This window comes from Simiduia agarivorans SA1 = DSM 21679 (assembly GCF_000305785.2).
GTDB lineage: Bacteria > Pseudomonadota > Gammaproteobacteria > Pseudomonadales > Cellvibrionaceae > Simiduia > Simiduia agarivorans.
The window spans coordinates 1,149,955-1,174,577 of sequence record NC_018868.3 but is presented as its reverse complement, the minus strand read 5'-3'; the positions used below and the strand labels follow the sequence as shown (position 1 = coordinate 1,174,577).

Genomic DNA, 24,623 nt, shown 5'->3' with positions numbered 1-24,623 from the left:
GTAGTGAGTGGCGCTTTTACAGACAATTGTGTGGTTTGTGGTTGCCTTGGGCATTCTGGTGACGATTCACGAGTATGGTCATTATTGGGTGGCCCGTCGTTGCGGCGTCAAAGTGCTGCGTTTCTCCGTTGGCTTTGGTAAGCCGCTGTGGCGCTGGTACAACCGCGAAGGCACCGAGTTCTGTATTGCCGCGATTCCCTTGGGTGGCTATGTGAAAATGCTGGATGAGCGCGAGGGCGACGTGCCTGCTGAGCTGCTCGACCAGGCGTTCACGCGCAAGCCTGTGCTGGCCCGTATTGCAGTAGTGGCGGCCGGGCCGGTGGCTAATTTTCTACTGGCCATTCTGTTGTTCTGGTGGATGGTCATGCCGGGGGTAACCCACCTTGTGCCGGTGATCGACGCTGTCGAGCCTGGTTCGGTTGCCGCCCGTGCCGGGTTGGAACCGGGGCAGGAGATCATTGCGGTCGACGGGGTAGAAACCCCGTCTGCACAGGCGTTAAACCAGCGACTGCTGGAGCGGCTGGGCGAAACAGGCACTATTTCATTTACCGTGACCTATCCCAACTCCACACTTCAGTACACCTCGGAAGCTGAATTGAACAGCTGGTTAGCCGGTGAAGATGAGCCGCGCCCGCTGGAAGGTATCGGTATCAAACTCTTTTCGCCCAAGCCCACCAATCAATTGGGGATGGTTGTTGAAGGGGGGCCGGCTGATCGTGCGGGTCTGGTTGCCGGAGACCGGGTAGTGTTGGTGAATGGTGAGCCAGTAAGTGATTGGCAGGCCATGGCCGATGTGATTGAGCAAAACCCGGGCAGGGAAGTTGAACTAACTGTCGAACGGGAGGTCGAACAACTCAATGTGGTCCTGATCCCGGATTCACTGGAAGTTGACGGGCGTCGGGTGGGGCGAATTGGCGTCGGTAGCCAGGCACCTGAATGGCCTGAAGAATACCTGCGCCGGACCGAGTACAACCTGGTTCAGGGCTTGTGGCGTGGCATCGAGAAAACCGGAGAAACCTCCTGGTTTGTCCTGCTGTCGGTGAAAAAGCTGCTGGTGGGGGAAATCTCCACTAAAAACTTGAGTGGCCCCATAACCATTGCTAAAGTGGCGGGCGCCTCAGCTCAGGCGGGCCTTGCCTACTATGTCGGCTTTCTGGCTCTGCTTAGTGTGAGCCTTGGCGTGTTCAATCTGCTGCCCATTCCGGTGTTGGATGGCGGTCATCTGCTGTACTACACCATTGAATTGGTTAAAGGCAGTCCGGTGTCTGAGCGCATTCAGATGTTGGGGTATCAGGTGGGGTTGCTCGTCGTACTGGGTGTGATGATGTTGGCTATATACAACGACATCATGCGCCATATTTAAAATCCGCAATTGCGGGACATAACGCCCGGCGGGGCAACTATAAAAATCATCAGAATCAGATTTATGCAGCGTCTTGTTTTATTCCTTGTCTCCTTTTTAACGGCCGCTTTGGTTTTTGCAGAAAGCTTCCGCGTAACCGATATTCGCGTTGAGGGCCTGCAGCGTGTTTCTGCCGGCTCGGTATTTGCCGCTTTGCCTGTGCGCGTGGGCGACTACATGGACACGGTGGAAATTCAGGATGCCTCAAGGGCCCTGTTTGCCACTGGCTATTTCAGTGACATCGAAGTCGGACGCGATGAGGGCGTGCTGGTTATTACGGTAAAAGAGCGGCCGGCTATCAGTGAGATTGTGCTTGAAGGTAACAAGGCAATCAAAACCGAAGACCTGATGAAGGGGCTGCGGGACAATGGCTTGTCTGAAGGCCAGATTTTTAAGCGCGTGACCCTGGAAGGACTGGGTAATGAGTTGCAGCGTCAATACGTCGCGCAGGGTCGTTACAGTGCGAGCGTTAAGACCGAAGTCATTGATCTGCCGCGCAACCAAGTGAAACTGCAGATTACGATTGATGAAGGTAAAGTTGCGTCCATCGAGCACATCAATTTAGTGGGCAACACCAGTTTCAGCGATGAAGAATTGCTGGAATTATTTGAGTTGAAAACCACCGGCTGGCTGTCCTGGATTACCAGCGACAACAAATACGCCCGGGAGAAACTCACCGGTGATCTGGAGCGCCTGGAGTCCTGGTATATGGACCGGGGTTACCTGAATTTTGCCATGCCTTCCACTCAGGTATCCGTCAGCCCGGATAAGAAATCCGTTTACATCACGGTAAATATCAAAGAAGGCGAAATTTTTAAAGTCGGTAAAGTTGAACTGGCGGGTGACCCGGTGATCCCTGAGGATCAGATGCGCCGGCTGGTGCTGGTGCGCGAAGGCCAGACTTTTTCTCAGGTGATGATGACCACAACCTCGGATTATATGACCAAGCGCTTGGGCAACGAGGGTTATACCTTTGCAGAAGTCAAAGGCATTCCAGAGGTCAATGCTGAAACCGGTTTGGTCGATATTACGTTCTTCATTGATCCGGGCAAGCGCGCCTATGTGCGTCGGCTGGAGATCAGGGGCAATACCAAGACCAAAGATGAAGTACTTCGTCGGGAAATGCGCCAGATGGAAAGCGCATCGGCGTCGTCCATCGCCATCGAAAATTCCAAGGTTCGTCTGGAGCGTCTGGGCTTTTTCAAAGAGGTAAAAGTCGAGAACAAAGAGGTGCCCGGTACCTCGGATCAGATCGACGTTGAGTACACCGTTGAGGAGCAACCCTCCGGCTCTATTGGCGCAAGCGTAGGATTTGCGCAAGGAACAGGCTTGGTGTTGGGTGCTAATATCCAACAAAATAACTGGTTTGGTACCGGTAAGCGAGTTGGGTTTAATATCAATACCAGCAAATACCAGCAGGTATATAGCTTCAACTATGCTGATCCCTATTTTACCGTGGATGGCGTTAGCCGGGGTTTCAGTGTTTTCTATCGTGCCACAGACTTCAGTGAAGTGAACGTGGCCAGCTATTCAACCAATACCTACGGTATGAATCTGAACTTTGGCTATCCCATATCCGAAGTTGAGCGCATTGGCTTCGGTATTGGCTACACCAACATGTATATCAAGACCGGCGATTACACGGTGCAGGAAATCAAGCGCACGCCAAATTTGGTTGAAGGGCTTGCACCACGGTATATAACTGAGTCCGATCTGGTTGAACTGAATCGATTGATCGCCGAGGCCAGTGCCAATCCCATTCCCGGTGGGGCGCCGGATCTGGATTACTTCTGGAAGGAGTTGGTTGACGGCGACAATACCATCAATAACCCTGACGGTTTTATTGATGAAAACGGCGACCGGTTTAACAGCTTTCCGTTTACGCTGTCGTGGGCAAAGTCCACCTTGAACCGTGGCCAGCTTGCCAACCGGGGACAGTCGCACAACGTATCTCTGGAATTCTCCGTGCCAGGCTCGGACATGGAGTTTTATAAGCTCCGCTACTCGGGTCAGTATTTCTTGCCGGTCTATGGCGATTTCACCTTCAGGTTCCGTGGCGATCTTGGCTATGCTGACTCCTACGGAAAGACCTCGCAGTTGCCATTTTTCGAGCACTTCTATGCGGGTGGTTTTGGCTCGGTGCGCGGCTTTAAGCGCAATACACTGGGACCCAGGTCGACCCCTCCCGCCGTGTATTCAATACAGGATATCGCCGCACGAGACTTTAACGGGGACGGTGTCTACGGTCTCGATGAACGAGCTAAAGGGTATGTCCTGTGTGAAAACCCTACGGACATTCAATTCAATCAGGGATCTATTATTTGCCTTCAAGACAAGGCAATGGCGACTGTTTCAGGTCGCAATGATTTACCCTTCGGTGGTAACGTGCTGATTGAAGGCTCTATCGAATTGTTATTCCCTCTGCCCTTTATCAAAGATCAGCGGATGCTGCAGGCAGCATTCTTCGTGGATTCCGGTAACGTGTTTAATACACAGTGCGGCTTCTACCAGCAGAACTGTTTTGACGTAGATATTACTAAATTGTCGGCGTCATACGGTGTGGGGTTAACCTGGATCTCAGGCTTTGGTCCTTTGACCTTCAGCTTGTCCCGCCCCTTCCAATACAACGAATTTGATAAGCGTGAGACGTTCCAGTTTTCTCTGGGCACTGCATTCTGACGCTGTTTATAACAACATGGAGATGAAACGTGTTTAAAATGAAAAATGCTTTTGTACTGGCTATTGCTTTGTTGGTTGCTCCGGTAGCCATGGCTGCCGATAAAGTGGTTGTGTTCGATTTGCAATCCGCCATTCTCAACACTGACCTGGCCAAAAAGCGCATCCAGGAAATGCAGGCAAACGCGGAGTTCGCAGGCTTACAGGCTAAGTTCGAATCGCTGCGGGCTGATCTGCAAAAAATGGCAAAAGATGCGGAAAAAAATGGTGTGACCTGGAATCCGGAGCAGACTGCCGAGCACCGCAAGAAAATGGAATATGCCCGTGCCGATCTGGAATTGGTAGCGAAGAAGCTGCAGGCAGAGCAAAAGGCTACTGCTCAGCGCGTGCTCGAGGAATTGGGCCCCAAAGCGCAAGCGGCGCTGAAAGATGTGATTGCCGCCGATGGTATTGGCCTGGTGCTGTCTACTCAAACAGCCTACTACGCCGAGCCTTCACTGGACATTACGGCTAAAGTGACTGAAAAGCTGAACAAAGCCAAATAATTTCATTTTATTATTGGGTTCATCGGAAGGCGACGTCTGTGTAAACAGGCTCGCCTTTTTGCCATTTCTCAGCATTGAATGGGGAGAAACGCTATGTCGCAGTCGTATTCTCTGGCGCAGCTGGCCAATATTTCCGGCGCCACTCTGGTCGGAGATGCCGAATACGCCATCCATAGCCTGGCAACATTGAAAAGCGCCCAGTCCGGGCAATTAAGCTTTTTGGCGAACAAGGCCTACGCTAACTTTCTGGCCGACACTCAGGCCGGTTGTGTGGTGCTGCACCCGGATATGGCGGAGCACTATGCTGGCAATAAGCTAGTGCACAGTAATCCTTACCAATGTTACGCACAAATCACCGCGCTCTATTCAAAACTGCCCGATGTTGCCGCCGGTATCCATCCGTCTGCAGTCGTGGCTGAGGATGCCTGGGTAGATCCCAGTGCGAGTGTGTGTGAACGCGCAGTTATCGCCGCGGGCGCCAGGATTGGTGCCGGTGCCTACATCGGTGCCGCCACCGTTGTCGGTGAGGGCAGCGTAGTGGGCGCCAATACCCGACTGGCCGCTAATGTGACTGTATATCCTCAAGTGGTCATAGGCGATGCCTGCATTGTCCATGGCGGTGCTGTGATAGGGGCCGACGGTTTCGGGTTCGCACCGGGACCCGAGGGGTGGACGAAAGTGCATCAATTGGGTGGGGTGCGCATCGGGAATCAGGTAGAGATTGGCGCAAATACCTGTATCGATTGCGGTGCATTGGACGATACCATTATCGGCAATGACGTAAAGTTGGATAACCTGATCCAGATCGGTCACAACGTGGTGATTGGTGACCATACCGCGATAGCTGCTCACACTGCCGTGGCGGGCTCAACGCGCATTGGTCGTCGGTGTACCATCGCTGGTTGCGTAGCAGTGACGGGGCATATTGAAATTGCTGACGACGTCCATATTTCTGGCGCGACCGTGGTCACCAAATCGATTATGGAACCTGGCACCAGTTGGTCCTCCGGAACGCCCATGTTGCCCACGGGTGAATGGCGCCGGCAGGCTGCGCGTTTTAACCAATTGGATAAGCTGAGCCGACGCGTCAAAGACTTGGAAAAATCCAAATAGCGCTTTTTGCTACTACTCAAGGTGTAAGGAATTCAGATGATGGATGTTCGCGAGATCAAGGAGTATTTGCCCCACCGCTATCCTTTTTTGCTGGTGGATCGCGTGATTGAGTTGGTCGAGGGCGAACACATTGTCGCGCTGAAAAATGTCAGCGCCAATGAGGATGTGTTTAATGGCCACTTCCCGGATGCCCCCATTTTCCCGGGTGTAATGATTATTGAAGCGCTGGCCCAGGCATCCGGTATTCTCGGCTTTAAAACCCTGAATAAAAAACCTTCAGACGGCTCAATCTATTTGTTCGCAGGCATAGACGATGTGCGTTTCAAGCGTCAGGTAGTACCCGGTGATCAGCTGCGGCTGGAGTCGCGGGTGGTATCTGCCAAGCGTGGTATCTGGAAATTTGAATGCAAAGCCACCGTTGAGGGCCAGCTGGCGGCATCGGCCACCATTTTGTGTGCTGACCGGCAAGTATAAACGCACGTTGACGCTATAATTTCCCCAGCGCACAGCATGCATTATTCAATTAACCACAAGGAATCACTGTTGATCGATCCTCGTGCTCTAGTGGACCCCGCTGCCAAGCTGGCCGATGATGTCAGCGTGGGGCCGTTTTCAGTGATTGGACCGGGTGTTGAGATCGGTCCAGGCACTATTGTGGAGTCGCACGTCGTGATCAAAGGCCCGACACGCATTGGTGCCAATAATCACATCTTCCAGTTTTCCACCGTAGGCGATGCGACGCCCGACCTGAAATACAAAGGCGAAGACACCCGCCTGGTGATTGGCGATAACAACGTGATCCGGGAAGGGGTGACGATCCATCGGGGTACGATTCAGGATCGCGCAGAAACCACCATTGGCAATGACAATCTGTTGATGGCCTACGTACATGTGGGGCACGACTCCGTGGTGGGTAACCACTGTGTGCTGGTGAATAACTCCGCACTCGCAGGCCATGTCCATTTGGGAGACTGGGTGATTCTGGGTGGCTATACCCTGGTGCATCAGTTTTGCAAAATCGGCGCCCACGCATTTACCGCCATGGGTTCTGCGATTGGCAAAGATGTACCGGCCTTTGTCACCGTGTCGGGCAATCCCGCCGAAGCCAAAAGCATTAATGCAGAGGGCTTGCGCCGCAGGGGCTTCAGTAAGGAGCAGATCGCGTTGGTAACCAAGGCGTTCAAGCTTATCTATCGTCGCGGTTTACGGCTGGAAGAGGCGATTGCGGCTGTATCCGAGCTGTCTCAGTCAGAACCCGCCCTTGAAACTTTGATTGCGTCGTTGCGCGCGTCTGAGCGCGGTATCGTACGCTAACGGAAGCGTCCATGATCCACCCTACAGCAATTATTGATCCCTCAGCACGATTGGCCGAAGGGGTATCCGTGGGAGCCTACTCTGTCATTGGGCCCGCTGTTGAAATCGGGACCGGCACCCGCATAAGCCACCATGTGTGCATCAACGGCCCCGCCCGTATCGGCCGTGACAACCGGATTTTCCAGTTTGCGTCCATCGGAGAAGAGCCGCAGGACCTGAGCTTTAAAGGCGAGCCCACGCGCCTGGAGATCGGCGACCGCAATACCATCCGCGAATTTGTGACATTGAGTCGCGGTACTCCTAAAGGCGGCGGCCTGACACGCATCGGCGATGACAACATGCTGATGGCATACGTACATATCGGACACGATTGCCTTGTGGGCAATAAAAACGTGTTCGCCAATTCAGCATCCTTGGCCGGCCACGTGGAGTTGGGTGATCAATGCATTCTGGGCGGTTTCTCACTGGTACATCAATTCAGTCGTGTGGGTAGTCACGCCTTTACCAGTATGGCCGCCGCCATCAATCGCGATGTGCCACCCTTTGTGATCGTCAGTGGTAACTATGCTCGCAGTTTTGGCATTAACAAGGTGGGCTTGAAGCGCAAAGGTTTCAGTCCGGAACTGATTGATGCCATTGGCAAAACCTACAAGCTACTGGTGCGCAACCGGGTTGGTCGTGCAGAGGCGCTTGAACAATTGGCGCCCTTGGCCGAAGCCTATCCGGAAGTGGCCATGTTTGTGGATTTCGTTACCGGCAGCAAGCGCGGCATCGTGAAGTAATGGCTGCCGCCCCGGTATTTTCCCGCGCACTGTTGCATCCGAAACACTGGCCTTTGTGGCTGGCCATCGGCCTGAATGCGTTCCTGGCGCAGATGCCATTCCGCGTGCAACTCTGGCTGGGATTGGGTGCAGGAAAACTCCTGAACCGGTTTGCCAGCGCTCGCCGCCGCATTGCCAGGATAAATCTGCAGCTGTGTTTGCCTGAATTGACTGAGGCGGAGCGCGAAGCGTTGCTCAAGCGTAACATGTCTGCGATGGGCATTGGCCTGATGGAGCAGAATATGGCCTGGTTTATGCCCAGGCGCCGGCTCGATAAATTGGTTACCGTGTCAGGGCTGGAACACCTGCAGAGCTTGAAAAACCAAGGCGCGATTCTGGTCATCCGCCACACCAGCTGCGTTCAGCTGGCGGTGGTGGCTGTGACGCTGTTTCATCCCGCGGCGGGCATGTACCGCAAGCATAAAAACCCGGTGCTGGATTACGTCCAGCGCAAAGGCCGCGAACGTTTGAATCCCGATGCTTTTGCTTTTGAGCGCAAAGAGACCCGTACCATGATGCGCAGTTTGCGTCAGGGTGTGTCTGTGCTCTATGCACCTGACCAGGATTACGGCATGAAGCATTCGGTCTGGGCCACGTTTTTCGGCGTGCCGGCCGCGACCGTATCGGCCACCGCAAATTTTGCCCGCATGGGCAAGGCCCGCGTGGTGATGGTGGATTTTGTGCGCAAGCCGGGCGCTGGCGGTTATCACCTGAGTTTCAGTGCGCCGCTGGAAAACTTTCCGTCAGAGGATGAGGTTGCTGATGCCCAACGCATTAACGACCTGATTGAAGCGCAGGTGCGCGCAACCCCCGAGCAATACTTCTGGGTCCACCGCCGATTTAAGACCCGTCCTGAAGGTGAGGCACCGGTTTATTAGCCAACGGGTGCCGAGCTTTCAAGCGCCAGATCACAGGGGCAGGGCAGTGGTGTATTTCATGCTTTCCATGGCAAAGCTTGAACTCACATCGGCCAGTTTGATCTCGCTCACCAACCGCTTGTAGAACCGGTCGTAGGCTTTGATGTCGGCCACCACCACCCGCAACAGATAATCCACATCACCACTCATCCGGTAGGCTTCTACCACCTCGGGCAAGGCATCGAGCGTGCGGGCGAAATGGTTCATCCATTCATCGTTGTGCTGATCGGTGCGGATAAACACGAACACGTCCACACCCAGATCCAGTTTGTCCCGCGACAACAGCGCCACCCGGCGCTGGATATAGCCCTCCGCCTCCAGCGTCTGGATGCGCCGCCAACAGGGGCTGGTGGTGAGATTGACCTGGTCGGCAATGGATTGCACTGACAGGGTGGCGTCTCGTTGCAGCAACGCCAGTATGTGTTTATCGATTGCGTCGAGCAAAATTTGCTTTCCTTTTGTAATATTGTGGTATGTATTGCCTTTATTGTAGTCTAATAAGGGAAAATATGAGCAAAAGTTTGGGTTGAGATGCGTCTACACTGGTATTCCATTGCCCAATAGAGACCCAGAGGAGCACACCATGCCTCCCTTCGCTGCCACCCCCGTTGAACATCCTGACGCCGAGGCCTACTGGGCATCCATCCGTGCCGGCATAGTGCAGGCTGACCAGAATGTACATTACGCGGACTGGACCGCCAGTGGTCGTCTGTACCAGCCCATTGAACAGCGCCTCAGTGAGGAAATCGGTCCCTATATGGCCAATACCCACACGGAAGACAGCCTGACCGGGCGCACCATGACCCGTTGGTACCATCAGGCGGAGGCGGTGATCAAGCGCCACGTGGGAGCCACCAAGGAGGACGTGCTGATTTCAACCGGTTCCGGTATGACCGGCGCGCTGGGTAAATTTATCCGCATGATGGGCTGGTGGGCGCACGAACAGCATAAGCCGCTGGTGCTGGCCAACTGGCGCGAGCAGGGGCGTCGCCGGCCATTGGTGTATATCACCCACCGCGAGCACCACAGCAATCACACCATGTGGCTCGAGAGCCTGGCGGAAGTACGCCTGATTCCGGCCGCCGACGATGACTGCATTGATCTCGATTGGCTGGCCAATGACCTGCGCGAGGAGCGGGCAGCTGACCCGGAGCGTCAACTGGCCGCCTCCATTACCGCCGCCAGTAATGTGACCGGTGTGCGCACGCCTTACCACCGTATCGCCGCTATGCTGCATGGGGTCAACGGAATGTGCTTTGTGGATTTCGCAGCCAGCGCACCCTATGACGCCATCAACATGCACCCGAATGCGGAAGAATCACTGGATGCCATCTTCTTTTCCCCGCATAAATTTTTAGGCGGCCCGGGCAGTCAGGGGGTGTTGGTATTTTCCTCCAGACTTTACGCCAATCGCGTACCGGAACAACCGGGTGGCGGTACCGTGGTGTGGACCAACCCCTGGGGCGAGCACCGGTTTATTCAGGACATTGAGCAGCGGGAAAACGGCGGCACACCAGGTATTCTGCAAACCCTTAAAACCGCGCTGGCGATTCAATTAAAAGAAGAGATGGCGGTCGAGCGCATTCATGCGCGCGAGCAGCAGTTGAATGCGCACTTTTTCAAACGCATTGAAAACATCTACGGCGTTCGCATTCTCGCGCCCCAACACCGCGACCGCCTGAGCATTTTTTCCATCGTATTTGAAGGTCTGCATTACCGCACGGCAGTAAAATTATTGAGCGAGCGCTACGGTGTGCAGGCGCGTGGTGGTTGTGCCTGCGCCGGTACCTATGGGCATATTTTGCTGGGTATCGATCGCTGCACGTCCAAATCCATTACCGACCTATTGGATCAGGATGACGGTGCAGATAAACCGGGCTGGGTGCGCATCAGTTTTCATCCGTCCATGACCATTGCCGATGTGGACGTAATTGCCGATGCGGTGGCCGGTGTGGCGACCCTGACAGAGGCCGACCTCACCGGAGCCGAAGCGGTCGTGCCTGCGATCTGGCGCCCGCTTGTCAGCGCTTGAAAACTTCGCCGCCTTTCATCACAAAACTGACCCGTTCGAGCTCGGTAATATCCTCGAGCGGGTTGCCAGCCACGGCGATCATGTCGGCATAATAACCCGGTGCTATGGCGCCGGTTTTTCCTTCCCAACCCAGCGATCTGGCGGCCACGGTGGTTGCCGACTGAATGGCCTGCATGGGCGTCATACCCAGTTCCACATAGACGGCAAAAGTACGCGCATTGTCGCCGTGCGGGTAGGTGGCAGAGTCACTGCCGAACACAATATTGGCGCCGGTTTTGATGGCGCGCCGGTAGGTTTCAAAGCGCTGGATTTTCAGCTGGCGGGCTTTTTCCAGAGACTCGGGCAACATGCCCACCGATGCACCTTTCTCCAGCATGAAAATGGGCGTGTAGGCGTTGACTGATAAAAAGGTGCCGCGCTTTTTTGCTGCTTTTAATCCGTCAGCGTCGATTAAGCTGGCGTGCTCAATGGAGTCGACGCCGGCATCTATGGCGTAACGGATGCCTTCAGTGCCGTGCGCGTGGGCGGCGACTTTCATGCCGCGATTGTGGGCTTCGTCCACAATGGCTTCAATTTCCTCGCGCGTCAGCTGGCGGGCACCGGGGCTGGTACCTTTACTGAGCACGCCACCAGTGGCGCAGATTTTAATCACGTCGGCACCGTATTTGGCGTGGCGGCGCACCATTTTCCGGGCTTCCCAGGGGCCGTCTGCCACGCCATCGGCCACGGCGTCGTATTTCGCCGGCAATAAATTGTTGTCGCAATGGCCGCCGGTGGCGCCAATGGAGGGGCCCGAAACCTGCAGCCTGGGGCCCGGCACTTTGCCTGCGTCAATCGCATTGCGCAGCGACACATCGGCATAACCCGAAGCACCCAGATTGCGCGCGCTGGTGAATCCCGCCATCAGGGTTATGCGGGCATTTGCCACACCGCTGATGGCCTGGTCGGTATCGGAAATGGCGAGGCCGGGATAACCGAAATCGGTGACATTGTAAGTGAGGTGTGTGTGCAGATCGGCCAGACCGGGCAGCAAGGTGGCAGCACCCAGATCAATCACCTTTGCGTCGGCTGGCGCGGTGCCGTTGGCGGTAACCTTAATGATTTTATCGCCGTCAATTTCCACCAGTGGCGCCTGTATCACTTTGCCTTTGAGGGTGTCTATCATCTGGCCAGCCAGAACATAGTGGCTGTCTGCAACAGCGGGTATTGCGATACAGCTCATTAGCAACGCCAATAAGTGTGGTTGGAATCTTTTCATTTTGCCTCCAAAGCCTGGTTGCTTTTGATCAATGTGTCACAGGAGATTTTTGTGAAACGTAATTCAAAACCTTGTTCGCCGGTGGCGGCACGGGCGATCAACTGCTGGTTGTCGGTGAGCTGGTAGCTGATGTGTTGTGGGAAATCATGCGAAGGATTGCTGAACACCAGTCGGTTATCTGAAATTTGCGTCGCCTGAAACCGGGTGAGTGTCTGGCCAGAGGGCAGGGCAACGTATTGCAATACTGCATTGCCCGTGGCATCAGGAACAGATTCGATGCGTAGCGTTTCATGATTCACAACGGCGTCATCGCGCAGGGTATAACCCAGACCGAACATGATGCCACCTTGCGGTTGGGTCCAGATTTCTATCGTCCGGGTGGATGGTTGACTTTGCGATTGCCAGCAGCCGCTTAACCAACCGGCTTTGTCTATGGGTTCTGCGTAGGCAATGTTTGCCAGCAACAGAATGCAACAGATGGGCAGGGCGTTGAGCATGTCCGGAGACCAATATTCGAGTTTATGCAAAAGTAGCACGTTTTGGTGTGTGGTAGTACGAGGTGAATTCCGTATACAAAAAAGGCCCGGCAAGAATCCGGGCCTGTGCTTGAAGGGATTTACTTCACATCAAATCGGTCTGCATCCATGACTTTCACCCAGGCGCGGATGAAATCGTGCACAAACCTATCCCGGCTGTCGTCCTGCGCATACACTTCGGCATAGGCGCGCAGTATGGCATTGGAACCAAATACCAGGTCGACCCGGGTGGCGGTCCATTTGGCATCGCCGGTGGCTCTGTCAACCAGCTGGTATTCGTTGCGGCCGGTGGGTTTCCAGCTAAAGCGCATGTCGGTCAGATTGATGAAAAAATCATTGCTCAGTACGCCCGGGCGGTCGGTAAAAACGCCATGCTGGCTGCCACCATGGTTAACATCGAGCACGCGCAGGCCGCCTAACAGCACCGTCATTTCAGGCGCCGTCAGCCCCATCAATTGGGCGCGATCGAGCAGCAACTCTTCGGGTTGCACTGTGTAGTGCTGCTTGAGCCAGTTTCTGAAACCGTCGTGTACCGGTTCCAGTACCTCGAACGACTCTGCATCGGTTTGCTCGTCGGTCGCATCACCCCGTCCCGGTGTGAACGGCACGGTCGCATGAACGCCGGCGGCGTGGGCGGCCTGTTCCACCGCGGCGCTGCCCGCCAGTACAATCAGGTCGGCCATACTAACGGGTTTGCCAAATGCCTGCTGGATCGATTCCAGTGCTTTCAGCACCTTATCCAAGCGCTCGGGTTCGTTGCCCTGCCAGTGCTTTTGCGGTGCCAGGCGAATGCGTGCACCGTTGGCGCCGCCGCGGAAATCCGAACCGCGGAAGGTGCGGGCACTGTCCCAGGCGGTGGCGATTAAGTCTGCACTGTTTAATCCGGCAGCCCCAATGCGTGCTTTCAGATCGGTAATATCAGCCTCGGACAGCGTGGTTGAGTTTGCCGGCACCGGGTCCTGCCAGAGCAGGTCTTCTGCAGGTACCTCTGGCCCCAGGTAACGACTTTTCGGCCCCAGGTCGCGGTGGGTCAGCTTGAACCAGGCGCGGGCGAAGACATCGTTAAAATAGGCCGGGTCCTGATGAAACCGCTCTGAAATTTTGCGGTAAACAGGGTCCACTTTCAGCGCCATATCCGCATCGGTCATCATGGGCATACAGCGGTGCGACGGGTCTTCCACATCCACGGGCTTGTCTGCGTCGGCGATAGATACCGGCTCATATTGCCAGGCGCCGGCGGGGCTTTTGGTCAGTTGCCACTCATGTTTCAGCAACATGTCGAAATAACCGTTGTCCCACCGGGTGGGGTTGCTGGTCCAGGCGCCTTCGATGCCGCTGGTTACCGTATCGCGGCCAATGCCCCGGCCTTTTTCGTTCATCCAGCCGAAGCCCTGGGTGTGCAAGTCAGCCCCTTCCGGCGCCGGCCCTAAATTTGCAGCATCGCCGTTGCCGTGCGCTTTACCCACGGTGTGGCCGCCGGCGGTTAAGGCCACGGTTTCCTCATCGTTCATGGCCATGCGGGCGAAAGTTACGCGCATGTCCTGGGCGGTTTTCAATGGATCGGGCTTGCCATCCACCCCTTCCGGGTTGACGTAAATCAGGCCCATCATCACTGCGGCCAGCGGGTTTTCCAGGTCGCGCTCGCCGGAATAGCGGCTGCCCTCACTGCCACTGGGCGCCAGCCATTCGGTCTCTGAACCCCAGTAAGTATCTTTCTCCGGGTGCCAGATATCTTCCCGGCCGCCGGCAAAGCCAAAGGTTTTGAAACCCATGGACTCGTAGGCCACATTGCCTGCCAGAATCATCAGGTCGGCCCAGGAAATTTTGTCGCCGTACTTTTTCTTGATGGGCCAGAGCAGGCGCCGGGCTTTATCCAGGTTACCGTTATCGGGCCAGCTGTTGAGCGGCGCAAAGCGCTGGTTGCCGGTGTTGGCACCACCGCGGCCGTCGGCCACCCGGTAGCTGCCTGCGGCGTGCCAGGCCATGCGGATCATCAGTCCGCCATAGTGGCCCCAGTCGGCCGGCCACCAGCGTTGGCTGTCGGTCATTAATTGGGTCAGATCGTGTTTGAGCGCAGCGTAGTCGATGCTGTTAAAGGCGTCGGCGTAGTTGAAGTCCTCAGCCAGCGGGTTGGTCTTGCGGTCATGCTGGTGGAGTATGTCCAGATTCAGTGCGTTGGGCCACCAGGCCATGGGCGTCTGCGTGCTGTGCGTATTGGCGCCATGCATCATGGGGCATTGGCCTGTTGATTTGTCGTTACTCATGGTGTCACTCCCGTTGCTCGGGCAAAAAAACCACTGCCCACTCAGTTCATTGAGTCCTCAGCATAGACGGGTAAGGGGTATTTAAAAAATCGAATAATCAGGTTGTTATCTTCGATAAATTGGATGGTTGGCTGGGCTGCAGCAGGGCGGCGACAGCCCTGTGTGCGTGGTTGAACAAGTCCAGGCCCCTGGCGATGGGTTTAAACGGCTGCTTTCGGCCTTCATCGCCCCGGGGTTTGCTGGAAGCCCGATTAATTTATCCTGGCATCGCCTGTTATTCTGGTTCGGCGGTAGCGATGGAGTGGCTGATCCACTGCGACAGCGTGGTGTGAGTGCGCAGGGCATTGGGAATGTCCTTTTCACCCCATTTTTCGTAGTGCACCAACAAATCAGCCACATCAATAAGCCGGTCATCACCGGTCAGCTTGCCGAATACTTTGGCAAGCCACACGGGCATTTTTTGCAGGGGAATCTCCCGGGACGCTGAAAACGCTGCAAGTGCCTGATGCATAGTGATGCCCTCGGGCCCATAAATGGGCAGCCGCTGGTTTCTGCACCGGGGATTCTGGAAACAGTCCACCACCAGCCGCGCATAGTCCTGTGCCGCCAGCCAATGAATCGGTTGGACGGAAGGTCCGATCTGGATCAGTTTCCCGTCCTGGATAAACAGCGGTAGTGACTCCATAAACCAGCTGGGCATGAACACCAGGTAGGGAATACCGGAATGGATCAGCAACCGTTCTGCTTCCAGCTTGTACAGCGTATCCCAGCGGTCGGTTTGCTCGGGGTACACCGATGCCGACGATATCATGCTGATGCATTCCGGTGGACGATGCGAAATGGCTTGCAGAATGCGCTGGGTGGCAACCACATGATTTTTATAGTAGGTGGCTTTGCATTGCCCACTCATGTTGATATGCAGCCCATCGCAATCGGCGAGTGCCTCAGAGAGGAAGCTTGCCTGGAACAGGTCGCCTTCAAGGTATTCGAAGTCGGCGCCCAGGGCCTTGCAAGCCGCAATTGCATTACGGGTAATGATTTTTACAGCAAAACCCCGACGGGCGAATTCTCTTGCGACCGGTGCGCCGAGCATCCCGGTACCGCCAATGATTGAAATGTTTTTCATCGTGCATCCTCCTGGTTCGATGGTCAGGTAGATTGCCGGAGTTATATTTATCTAATAAGTGGGTTAAAGTGATTATGAATAAATCATATATGGGATAATCATGGACCTGGAAGCCGTGACCTGGTTTGTGGCGGTGGTTCGTACCGGTTCGTTCAATGCGGCGGCCAAACACCTGAAACAACCGGCAAGCAATGTCAGTCGGCGGATAGCACAACTTGAACGCGCCCTGGGTTATCGACTGCTTCAACGTACGACCCGGGCGTTATCCTTGACGCCGGAAGGCGAGAGCCTGCTACCCATTGCACAATCACTTTGCAACGTGCGCGATGAGATAGAGGCATGGCGCGATAGCCATACCCAGGCCCCAACTGGGCGGCTGCGGGTGACGGCCCCGGTCAGTTTTGCCCGCGGGCCGCTGACCGCATGGCTGATTGATTACCGACGCCATTATCCCCAGGTTGCGGTTGAGTTGTTGCACGGCAACGAGTATCTGGATTTTCAGGCTCACCAACTGGACTTTGCCTTCCGGCAGGGGCCTTTGCCGGATTCCTCGTTGATTGCTCGCCGGCTGTTTGGCATCCACTACGGTGTTTATGCAGCCCCTGAACTGATCGCGCGGGGGAGGGCTATTAACGAGCCGGGGGATTTAACCGGGCAACCGGTAGTCGCGATTGGGGTTGACGGGCGGCCTTTGCCCTGGCGATTCAGAAATCAGGATTGGGTGCCGGAGAAACCGGCGCTGATGCTCGAAGACCCAAGCCAGTGTGTTCAGGCTGCAGAAGCGGGGCTGGGGTATACCTACATCAGCGAATATGACGCCATACCTGCGGTGTCGCGGGGATCGCTCGCCGAAGTACTGGCGGCCGAGCGTGCACCGGCCTCCGATTTTTATCTGGTCTATAGCAACCGCGAATACCATTCCAAGAAAAATTCTGCATTTCTGGCTCTCGTGCTCGACGCCGTGGCGCAGTTGCGGCAAACGCAAGGCGTTAGTTTCTAGCGCCGCCCATGGATGGAGGTGGCGTGTTTACACGCGCCCTTCAATCATATCCAATGCCAGTCTGGCCACATTGGCGGAACCGCCTTCTTTACCGAGCTTGCCACGAATCTGATTCAATTCGCCAATCATCTGGTCTCTGTACGCGGTGTCATCCAGCAAACGCAGCATTTCTCTGGCGATGGCGCGTGGCCTGGCGTCGGACTGAATGAATTCCTGCGCGACACGTTTCTCCGCAACAATATTTTCCAGACCGATGTTGTCGATGGTGACCATGCGCTTCAGAATCCAGTAGGACAGGGGCGCGATTTTGTAGACGATGGCATTGGGCACGCCCATGAGCGCGATTTCCAACGTAGCGGTACCCGAGGCGGTCATGATGGCATCGCAGACCTGCATCACATTGTAGGATTTGTCGCGCACGTCTTTGACATTGAGTTCCGGGAAGCGGGCGAGCAGGGGCGCGATATTGTCGTCACCCACGGTGCTGGCCTTGGGCAGGACAAACTGCACATCCGGTTTGGATTTCCGGAGTTCGCGCGCGCTTTCCAGCAGAATGGGCAGCACCCGGGCCACTTCGCTTTTACGCGAACCGGGGAACAAGCCGACTACGGGTTTATCGTTGGTCAGGCCGTAACGTTGCAAGGATTCTTCTGCCGAACGGGTGGGTTTCACCTCATCCACGAGAGGATGGCCGACAAACGTACAGGGTACGCCGGCGTCGTGGTAGAACTTTTCCTCAAATGGAAACAGCACCGCCATGTGGTCAATTTTCTCGCCCATGCCGTGTACGCGATGCGGACGCCAGGCCCACACCTGCGGTGAAATATAAAAAAGTACTTTGATGCCGCGTTTTTTTGCTTCAGCCGCGAGCCGGAAATTAAATTCCTGGTAATCCACCAGAATCAATAAATCGGGCCGGTCTGATTCGAGTGCGGCAATCAGGGTATTGAGTGCGCGCTTGATGGTGCGGTAGTTTTTGATCACTTCCCAGATGCCCACCACTGCAATATCGGCACAATCCACTAATAACTCAACGCCAATCTCGCGTAACTGGTCCGAGCCCATGCCGGTAAAGCGGGTCTCGGGTGCGAATGTCTGATAAGCACGCACCAGATTCGCGGCATGTAAATCGCCGGAGGCTTCTCCGGCGCTGATCATGATGTGGTGGCTCATAGGGCAGACTTAATGGTGTCCGCAATCAGTTGGATTTTGTCTTCGCTGAGTTCCGGGTACACGGGCAGGGCAAAACACTGGCTCATCACGCTTTCGGTGATGGGCAGGCTTAAGCCTGCGCAATCTTGCGCGAACACTTCCTGCTTGTGCAGCGGCACCGGGTAGTAGATGGCGCAGGCAATGTCGTTGGCGCGCAGGGCGGCCAGGATCTTGTCGCGCTCAGGATGCAGACAGCAGTATTGGTGGAATACGTGCAGGCCCACGTCGTCGAGGTGCGGCATTTTGATGCCGGTGCCGGCCAGGTACTTTTTGTAGGTCTGGTCTACGCGCCGGCGATTGGCATTGTAACTGTCGATGTGCGGCAACTTGGCCCGCAGCACCACGGCTTGTAATTCATCCAGACGCGAGGTGTAGCCCACCAGACTGTGGTGGTATTGCACCTTGCTGCCGTGGTTGCGGTATTGTTTGACCAATGCGGCCAGTTCATCGCTGTTGGTGGACACCATGCCGCCGTCGCCGTAGCAGCCCAGGTTTTTGGACGGGAAGAAACTGAACGCACCCAGATCGCCAAAGCTGCCGGTTTGCTTGCCATCAATATGTGCACCAAAAGACTGGGCGCAGTCTTCTACGATGTTGAGCCCACGTGCATCGCACAGGGTCTTCAGCGCTGGCATATCCACCGGCTGGCCGAACAAATGCACCGGGATGACCGCGCGGGTTTTGTCGGTAATGGCCGCTTCTACACAGGTGAGATCGATATTGAAGGTGTCCGGATTAATATCCACAAACACCGGCGTGGCGCCCACGTATTTGATCGCTTCGGCGGTGGCCACAAAGGTAAAGGGCGTGGTGATCACTTCATCGCCCGGGCCAATGCCCAGGGCCAGCAGCGCCAGGTGCAGCGCATCGGTACCCGAACCCACACCAATGGCGTGTTTTACTCCCAGGTAGGCGGCCGCTTCCTGCTCAAACGCCTGCACATTGGGGCCCAGTATAAACGCGGAGGATTCCATGGCGGCGATGATGCCGGCGTCAATCTGTTCTTTTAAGCTGTGGTACTGTTCTTTCAGATCCACCATCGGGATTTTCATAGCGCAAAATCTCTTAAATAATAAGTCAGGCGTCGTTTAACAAACGCGAAATTTCCTGGGCCGTGGCCAGTGCCTGGCGGCCGTCTTCGCCGGACACCTGAGTGGGCGCGCCGGTTTGAATGCTGTGTAAAAACGCTTCGATTTCCACTTTCAGTGCGTCGTTGTTGTCGAACACACTTTCTTCACTTTCGATTTCCGGAATACCGGGGAACATTTCCTTGTCGCCTTTGCTGTAGAGCTTGAGCGCGCGGTTGTGAAAGTCGATGGTAATGCAGGATTCCTGTTGGAAAACCCGCATTTTGCGTTCGGTTTTCATGCTGACGCGGCTGGCGGTCACGTTCGCCACACAGCCGTTTTCGAATTCGATGCGGGCATTGGCAATGTCGGTAATTTTGGTGAGCACGGCGGTGCCGGAGGCGGCCACCGATTTGATCGGGCTTTTCACCATATTCTGGATAATGTCGATATCGTGGATCATCAGATCCAGCACCACATTCACATCATTGGCGCGTGGATTAAACGGTGCTAAGCGGTGCGACTCGATAAAGCGCGGTGTGCCCAAGCGATCCCCCAGTGCCAGCAAGGCGGCATTAAAACGCTCCAGATGGCCCACCTGGATCAGTACCCCACGCGCCTTGGCCAGTGCGATCAGTTCATCGGCCTCGGCGACCGTCACGGTAATCGGTTTTTCGATCAGCACATGAATGCCTTGCTCGATACAGTCTTTGGCAATGGCATAGTGGTAGCTGGTGGGGGCGGCAATGGAGACGGCATCAACCCGGCCGAACAACTGGCGATAATCCGTGAGCGCCTCGCAGCCAAGCTTGTCGGCAATCGTTTTGCCGTTCTCGGGGCTTGCATCCACCACCGCCACAAGTTGGCTGTTGGGCAGGGCGGCATATTTGTCGGCGTGGAATTTACCCAGATAGCCGACGCCGATCACGGCGGTGCGCAGAGTGGTCATGGTGTGCCTCAGGGAATGCATAGGGGCGCTATTGTAGCGGATAGGGGGGTGGGGTGCTAAGGCTGCCGGTGCTATTATCCGCCTTTGCAGTGTTGGGTGGTTTGATCAATAAATGAGCAAGGTAGAGCTGGGGCCCTTTGTCAGTGTTTATTCAGGCAGCTTGGGGGCAGGCGTGGATGAAGTGGGCCGTGGGCCCCTGGCAGGTGATGTGGTAGCGGCGGCGGTGATTCTGGACCCGGCCAACCCGATTCAGGGCCTGAACGACTCCAAAAAACTCACCGAGAAAAAGCGCGAAGCCCTGTTTCCCGAGATTCAGGCCAAGGCGCTGGCCTTTTGCATTGCCAGGGCCAGTGTGGCTGAAATCGACAAACTCAATATCCTGCAGGCCAGCCTGTTGGCCATGACCCGCGCAGTTCAGGGGCTGAATCCCCAGCCGGAGCACGTCTGGGTGGATGGCAACAAAATCCCGCGTTGGCAGTACCCGGCCGAGTGTGTGGTTAAAGGCGACAGCCGGGTGGCGGCGATTTCAGCGGCCTCCATTCTGGCCAAGGTCACCCGCGACCGGGAAATGGTGGCGCTGCACGAACAATTCCCCAAATACGGCTTTGCCGGGCACAAGGGCTACCCAACCGCCGATCACCTGGCGGCCATCGCCGAACACGGTATTACCCCACACCACCGCCAATCCTTCGGGCCGGTGCGCAAGCAAATTGAACAAATGGATCTCTTTTAATGACTGCTGCAACCCCGGGCTTTATCCACCTGCGCCTGCATACAGAGTTTTCCCTCACCGACAGTGTGGTGCGGGTGGGGCCGTTGATCAACCGGCTGAAAGAGCTGGAAATGCCCGCCTGCGGCGTGACCGATATTGCCAATTTCTACGGCCTCATCAAGTTCTACACCAAATGTGAGGGCAGTGGCGTCAAACCCATTGCCGGTACCGATCTGACGCTGGTGGATGAGGAGGGCAACGAAAGCCTGATCACCCTGTTGGCCATGAACGATGTAGGCTACAAAAAAATTACCGAACTGATTTCCAAGGGCTGGCAACACGGTCAGTATCACGGTGCCGCCCGGGTCCAGCGCGATTGGGTGCGCGATCATGCCGAAGGTGTGATTGCTTTATCCGGCGGACGGTTTGGCGATGTGGGTAAAGCAGTGATCGCCGGCCGCAAGCAGCAGGCAGAACAATTACTGGCGGCCTGGCAGGCGGATTTTCCCAACCGGTTTTATCTGGAACTCACCCGCACCGGGCGCGAAAACGAAGAAGATTATCTGCACGCAGCTGTGGCGCTGGCGGAGAAAATGCAGTGCCCGGTGGTGGCCACCAATGATGTGCGCTTTCTGCACGCCGATGAGTTTGAAGTGCATGAGGCGCGCGTGTGCATCGGCGAGGGCCGGGCGTTGGATGACCCGCGCCGCGAGCGCCGGTACAGCGAGCAGCAATACCTCCGTTCGGCCGAGGAAATGGCCGACTTGTTCAGCGATATTCCGGAAGCGCTGGCGAATTCCGTGGAAATTGCTAAGCGCTGTTCGGTGAATATCCAGCTCGGCACCTACTTCCTGCCCGACTACCCGATCCCGGATGACTTTGAGCAAGGCGAGATTTTTTCCATCTATCCGCTGGACTACATGCGCGAGGAAGCGCGCACGGCCATGGCGGGCAAATGGGAAGGCAAGGAGTCCACGCCCGAATATGCCGAAGCGCTGCGTGTGAATGTGTTTTTCCAGAAAATCACCTATGAAGGTCTGGAATGGCGGCTCGAACGCATTCTTCAGCGCGATGATCCGGACTACGACAGCAAGCGACAGGCGTTTATTGACCGGTTGCGGTTTGAGCTCGGCATCATCATGCAGATGGGATTCCCCGGCTACTTCCTGATCGTAATGGACTTTATCCAGTGGGCCAAAGACAACGGCATTCCGGTGGGACCTGGCCGGGGTTCCGGTGCCGGTTCGCTGGTGGCCTATGCGCAGAAAATTACCGACCTGGATCCGCTCGAATACGACCTGCTGTTCGAGCGGTTCCTGAATCCGGAGCGGGTATCCATGCCCGACTTCGACGTGGATTTCTGTATGGAAAACCGCGACAAGGTCATCAGCTACGTGGCCGACAAATACGGCCGCGATGCGGTGAGCCAGATTATTACTTTCGGTACCATGGCCGCGAAAGCGGTGGTGCGCGACGTGGCGCGGGTGCAGGGCAAGAGTTACGGCCTGGCCGATAAACTCTCAAAAATGATCCCGCCCACGCCCGGCATGACGCTCAAGCAGGCGTTGGAAGAAGAGCCGCTGCTGAAGGAGTTTATCGAAACCGACGGCGAGGCGGGTGAAATCTGGGAAATGGCAGTGAAGCTGGAAGGCCTCACCCGCAACGTGGGTAAGCACGCCGGTGGCGTGGTGATCGCGCCTACCAAACTCACCGATTTTGCGCCCCTGTATTGCGATGAAACCGGCGGCGGTCTGGTGACCCAATACGACAAAAACGATGTGGAATCCGCAGGCCTGGTGAAGTTTGACTTCCTCGGCCTTCGCACGCTCACCATCATCGATTGGGCGGTCAAAATGATTGATCGCGACCGGCAAAAAACCGGCGAGCCACCGCTCGATATTTCCGCCCTGCCGCTGGATGATGAGAAAACCTTCAAGCTGTTGAAACGCGCAGAAACCACGGCAGTATTTCAGCTCGAATCGCGCGGCATGAAAGACCTGATCAAGCGGCTGCAGCCCGACAATCTGGAAGACATGATCGCCCTGGTGGCTCTGTTCCGTCCTGGCCCGCTGCAGTCCGGCATGGTGGATGACTTTATCAACCGTAAGCACGGCCGCGCCAAGGTGGCTTACCCGGATGCCACTTACCAGCACATGTCACTCAAGCCGATTCTGGAACCCACCTACGGGGTGATCGTGTACCAGGAGCAGGTGATGCAGATTGCCCAGGTGCTGGCCGGTTATACGCTCGGTGGCGCTGACATGTTGCGCCGGGCTATGGGTAAGAAAAAACCCGAGGAAATGGCCAAGCAGCGCTCCACTTTTGAAAACGGCGCAGCCGATCAGGGCGTGGACCCGGATCTGGCGATGAAAATTTTCGACCTGGTGGAAAAGTTTGCCGGCTACGGTTTTAACAAGTCCCACTCCGCCGCTTACGCGTTGGTGTCCTACCAGACTGCGTGGCTCAAGGCGCATTACCCCGCCCACTTCATGGCTGCCACCATGTCGTCGGACATGGATAAAACCGACAAGGTGGTGACCTTTATTGAAGAATGCCGGGAGATGGGGCTCAAGCTCCTGCCGCCGGATGTGAATGCGGGCGAGTTCATGTTTAACGTGAATCCTGAAGGTGCCATTGTCTATGGCCTGGGTGCCATCAAAGGCCTGGGTGAAGGCCCTGTAGACAATATTATTCAGGCCCGCAACAGCGGCGGCCCCTTTACCAGTCTGTTTGATTTCTGTGCCCGCATCGACCCGCGCAAAGTGAACAAGCGTGCATTGGAGGCGTTAGTACGTTCAGGCGCTTTTGACACTATCGGTCCGCAGCAAAGCCTGGATTACGACCGCGCCGTACTCATGTCGGCCATCGGCGAGGCGGTGAAAGCCGCCGAGCAAAGCCACGCCAATGAAGCGGCGGGCATGATGGACTTGTTTGGTGAGGTTGTACCCACAGCGGCCGCCGAAGATGATGATGTGTACAGCGAATTCCGCGGCGTGAAAAGCTGGACTATGCGCGAGCGCCTTGAGGGCGAGCGCGACACCTTGGGCTTGTATCTCACTGGCCACCCCATTGATGAATACGCGCGTGAGTTGAAGTACCTGGTGTCCAACCGCATCGCCGATCTTAAGCCGGAAAAATCCAACCAGCGGGTTGCCGGTCTGGTGGTGGCGATGCGGGTAATGAAAACCAAACGTGGGGATACTATGGCGTTTGTCTCGCTGGATGATCGTTCGGGACGCATTGAAGTGGCGTTGTTTTCCGATACCTATAACAACTACCGGGAAAAAATTGTCAAAGACGCCATGCTGGTAATTGAAGGGCAGGTGAGTCACGACGATTATTCCGGCATGCTGAAAATGCGTGCTGACAGCGTCAACACACTGGGCGAAGCACGCGCCGGTCTTGCGCGGGGTGTTCACATGGAATGGCAACGTGAAGCCATAGCCGATAAACAGGTTGAAGCGCTGATACAGGTGTTGAACCAGCATCGCGGTGGCAACTGCCCGGTGTCGGTGGATTTACGAAACGACATCGCCCGGGGCCGGGTGTTGTTTGGCTCAGAATGGAAAGTCAATGCGTCCGAGCAATTGTTGACAGAGCTTCGTGATATTTTTGGCGAAGAAGCCGTGCGGATGGTTTATTGATGGAAGTTACTAGCGACTAGTTTCTAGTCGCTAGT

Annotated in this window: 20 protein-coding genes; 12 read left to right on the top strand and 8 right to left on the bottom strand. The window is 55.7% G+C overall.

Annotation, left to right across the window (positions count from 1 at the left end; all coding sequences use genetic code 11):
* Nucleotides 1-7: 7 nt before the first annotated feature.
* From rseP to lpxL, 8 genes are all read left to right on the top strand, one after another.
* Nucleotides 8-1,363 (top strand): RIP metalloprotease RseP, encoded by a 1,356-nt coding sequence (rseP, locus tag M5M_RS05290; RefSeq protein WP_015046436.1) that lies wholly within the window; start codon nt 8-10, stop codon nt 1,361-1,363.
* A gap of 63 nt (nt 1,364-1,426) precedes the next feature.
* A complete protein-coding gene (bamA, locus tag M5M_RS05285) occupies nt 1,427-4,081 on the top strand; it encodes an outer membrane protein assembly factor BamA (RefSeq protein ID WP_015046435.1) in 2,655 nt (884 codons plus the stop codon).
* A 38-nt stretch (nt 4,082-4,119) separates the two neighbouring features.
* Nucleotides 4,120-4,623, top strand: coding sequence for an OmpH/Skp family outer membrane protein (locus M5M_RS05280; protein ID WP_024330376.1), 504 nt, complete (start codon nt 4,120-4,122; stop codon nt 4,621-4,623).
* A gap of 93 nt (nt 4,624-4,716) precedes the next feature.
* Nucleotides 4,717-5,736 (top strand): UDP-3-O-(3-hydroxymyristoyl)glucosamine N-acyltransferase, encoded by a 1,020-nt coding sequence (gene lpxD / locus M5M_RS05275; protein ID WP_015046433.1) that lies wholly within the window; start codon nt 4,717-4,719, stop codon nt 5,734-5,736.
* Between the two features lie 36 nt (nt 5,737-5,772).
* A complete protein-coding gene (gene fabZ / locus M5M_RS05270; protein ID WP_015046432.1) occupies nt 5,773-6,210 on the top strand; it encodes a 3-hydroxyacyl-ACP dehydratase FabZ in 438 nt (145 codons plus the stop codon).
* Between the two features lie 36 nt (nt 6,211-6,246).
* The gene (gene lpxA / locus M5M_RS05265) at nt 6,247-7,050 is read left to right on the top strand and encodes an acyl-ACP--UDP-N-acetylglucosamine O-acyltransferase (RefSeq protein ID WP_015046431.1); all 804 of its coding nucleotides are present in this window, start codon (nt 6,247-6,249) and stop codon (nt 7,048-7,050) included.
* An 11-nt stretch (nt 7,051-7,061) separates the two neighbouring features.
* Nucleotides 7,062-7,832: an acyl-ACP--UDP-N-acetylglucosamine O-acyltransferase gene (gene lpxA, locus M5M_RS05260; protein WP_015046430.1), complete on the top strand. Its 771-nt coding sequence runs from the start codon at nt 7,062-7,064 to the stop codon at nt 7,830-7,832.
* On the top strand, nt 7,832-8,749 hold the full coding sequence (lpxL, locus tag M5M_RS05255) for an LpxL/LpxP family Kdo(2)-lipid IV(A) lauroyl/palmitoleoyl acyltransferase (protein ID WP_015046429.1): 918 nt from the start codon (nt 7,832-7,834) through the stop codon (nt 8,747-8,749). Before lpxA (M5M_RS05260) ends, lpxL begins: the two co-directional genes overlap by 1 nt.
* 30 nt (nt 8,750-8,779) lie before the next feature.
* On the opposite strand, the gene M5M_RS05250 is transcribed toward lpxL, so the two are convergent.
* The gene (locus M5M_RS05250) at nt 8,780-9,232 is read right to left on the bottom strand and encodes an Lrp/AsnC family transcriptional regulator (protein ID WP_015046428.1); all 453 of its coding nucleotides are present in this window, start codon (nt 9,230-9,232) and stop codon (nt 8,780-8,782) included.
* 139 nt (nt 9,233-9,371) lie between these two features.
* Here M5M_RS05250 and M5M_RS05245 point away from each other — a divergent pair, with 139 nt between their 5' ends.
* Nucleotides 9,372-10,820 carry an aminotransferase class V-fold PLP-dependent enzyme gene (locus M5M_RS05245; protein WP_015046427.1) on the top strand — a complete coding sequence of 483 codons (1,449 nt, stop codon included), beginning with the start codon at nt 9,372-9,374 and terminating at the stop codon, nt 10,818-10,820.
* On the opposite strand, the gene M5M_RS05240 is transcribed toward M5M_RS05245, so the two are convergent.
* The 4 genes from M5M_RS05240 to M5M_RS05225 all read right to left on the bottom strand — a co-directional run bounded on the left by M5M_RS05240 (nt 10,810) and on the right by M5M_RS05225 (nt 16,004).
* A complete protein-coding gene (locus M5M_RS05240; protein ID WP_015046426.1) occupies nt 10,810-12,042 on the bottom strand; it encodes a Xaa-Pro dipeptidase in 1,233 nt (410 codons plus the stop codon). The two genes, M5M_RS05245 and M5M_RS05240, sit on opposite strands and share 11 nt — an antisense overlap.
* A gap of 32 nt (nt 12,043-12,074) precedes the next feature.
* Nucleotides 12,075-12,605: a DUF6265 family protein gene (locus tag M5M_RS05235; protein WP_144062394.1), complete on the bottom strand. Its 531-nt coding sequence runs from the start codon at nt 12,603-12,605 to the stop codon at nt 12,075-12,077.
* Nucleotides 12,606-12,694: 89 nt separating this feature from the next.
* Entirely contained in the window at nt 12,695-14,878 is a 2,184-nt protein-coding gene (katG, locus tag M5M_RS05230) for a catalase/peroxidase HPI (protein WP_015046424.1), read from the bottom strand.
* Between the two features lie 274 nt (nt 14,879-15,152).
* The gene (locus M5M_RS05225) at nt 15,153-16,004 is read right to left on the bottom strand and encodes an SDR family oxidoreductase (protein ID WP_015046423.1); all 852 of its coding nucleotides are present in this window, start codon (nt 16,002-16,004) and stop codon (nt 15,153-15,155) included.
* Nucleotides 16,005-16,104: 100 nt separating this feature from the next.
* On the opposite strand from M5M_RS05225, the gene M5M_RS05220 reads away from it, so the two are divergent.
* Complete coding sequence (locus M5M_RS05220; RefSeq protein ID WP_015046422.1) at nt 16,105-17,004, top strand: LysR family transcriptional regulator; 900 nt, start codon at nt 16,105-16,107, stop codon at nt 17,002-17,004.
* A gap of 27 nt (nt 17,005-17,031) precedes the next feature.
* Here M5M_RS05220 and lpxB read toward each other — a convergent pair whose 3' ends face one another.
* Genes lpxB through M5M_RS05205 form a run of 3 tightly spaced genes read right to left on the bottom strand, consistent with a single transcriptional unit; the run spans nt 17,032 to nt 20,232 of the window.
* Nucleotides 17,032-18,177 carry a lipid-A-disaccharide synthase gene (gene lpxB / locus M5M_RS05215; RefSeq protein ID WP_015046421.1) on the bottom strand — a complete coding sequence of 382 codons (1,146 nt, stop codon included), beginning with the start codon at nt 18,175-18,177 and terminating at the stop codon, nt 17,032-17,034.
* Nucleotides 18,174-19,268, bottom strand: a complete 1,095-nt coding sequence (locus M5M_RS05210; protein WP_015046420.1) for a DegT/DnrJ/EryC1/StrS family aminotransferase — start codon at nt 19,266-19,268, stop codon at nt 18,174-18,176. Before M5M_RS05210 ends, lpxB begins: the two co-directional genes overlap by 4 nt.
* Before the next feature lie 25 nt (nt 19,269-19,293).
* Nucleotides 19,294-20,232 carry a Gfo/Idh/MocA family protein gene (locus tag M5M_RS05205; protein WP_015046419.1) on the bottom strand — a complete coding sequence of 313 codons (939 nt, stop codon included), beginning with the start codon at nt 20,230-20,232 and terminating at the stop codon, nt 19,294-19,296.
* 112 nt (nt 20,233-20,344) lie between these two features.
* Between M5M_RS05205 and rnhB the strand changes: the two genes are divergently transcribed.
* A complete protein-coding gene (rnhB, locus tag M5M_RS05200) occupies nt 20,345-20,965 on the top strand; it encodes a ribonuclease HII (protein ID WP_015046418.1) in 621 nt (206 codons plus the stop codon).
* Complete coding sequence (gene dnaE, locus M5M_RS05195) at nt 20,965-24,588, top strand: DNA polymerase III subunit alpha (RefSeq protein WP_015046417.1); 3,624 nt, start codon at nt 20,965-20,967, stop codon at nt 24,586-24,588. Before rnhB ends, dnaE begins: the two co-directional genes overlap by 1 nt.
* Nucleotides 24,589-24,623: the final 35 nt, after the last annotated feature.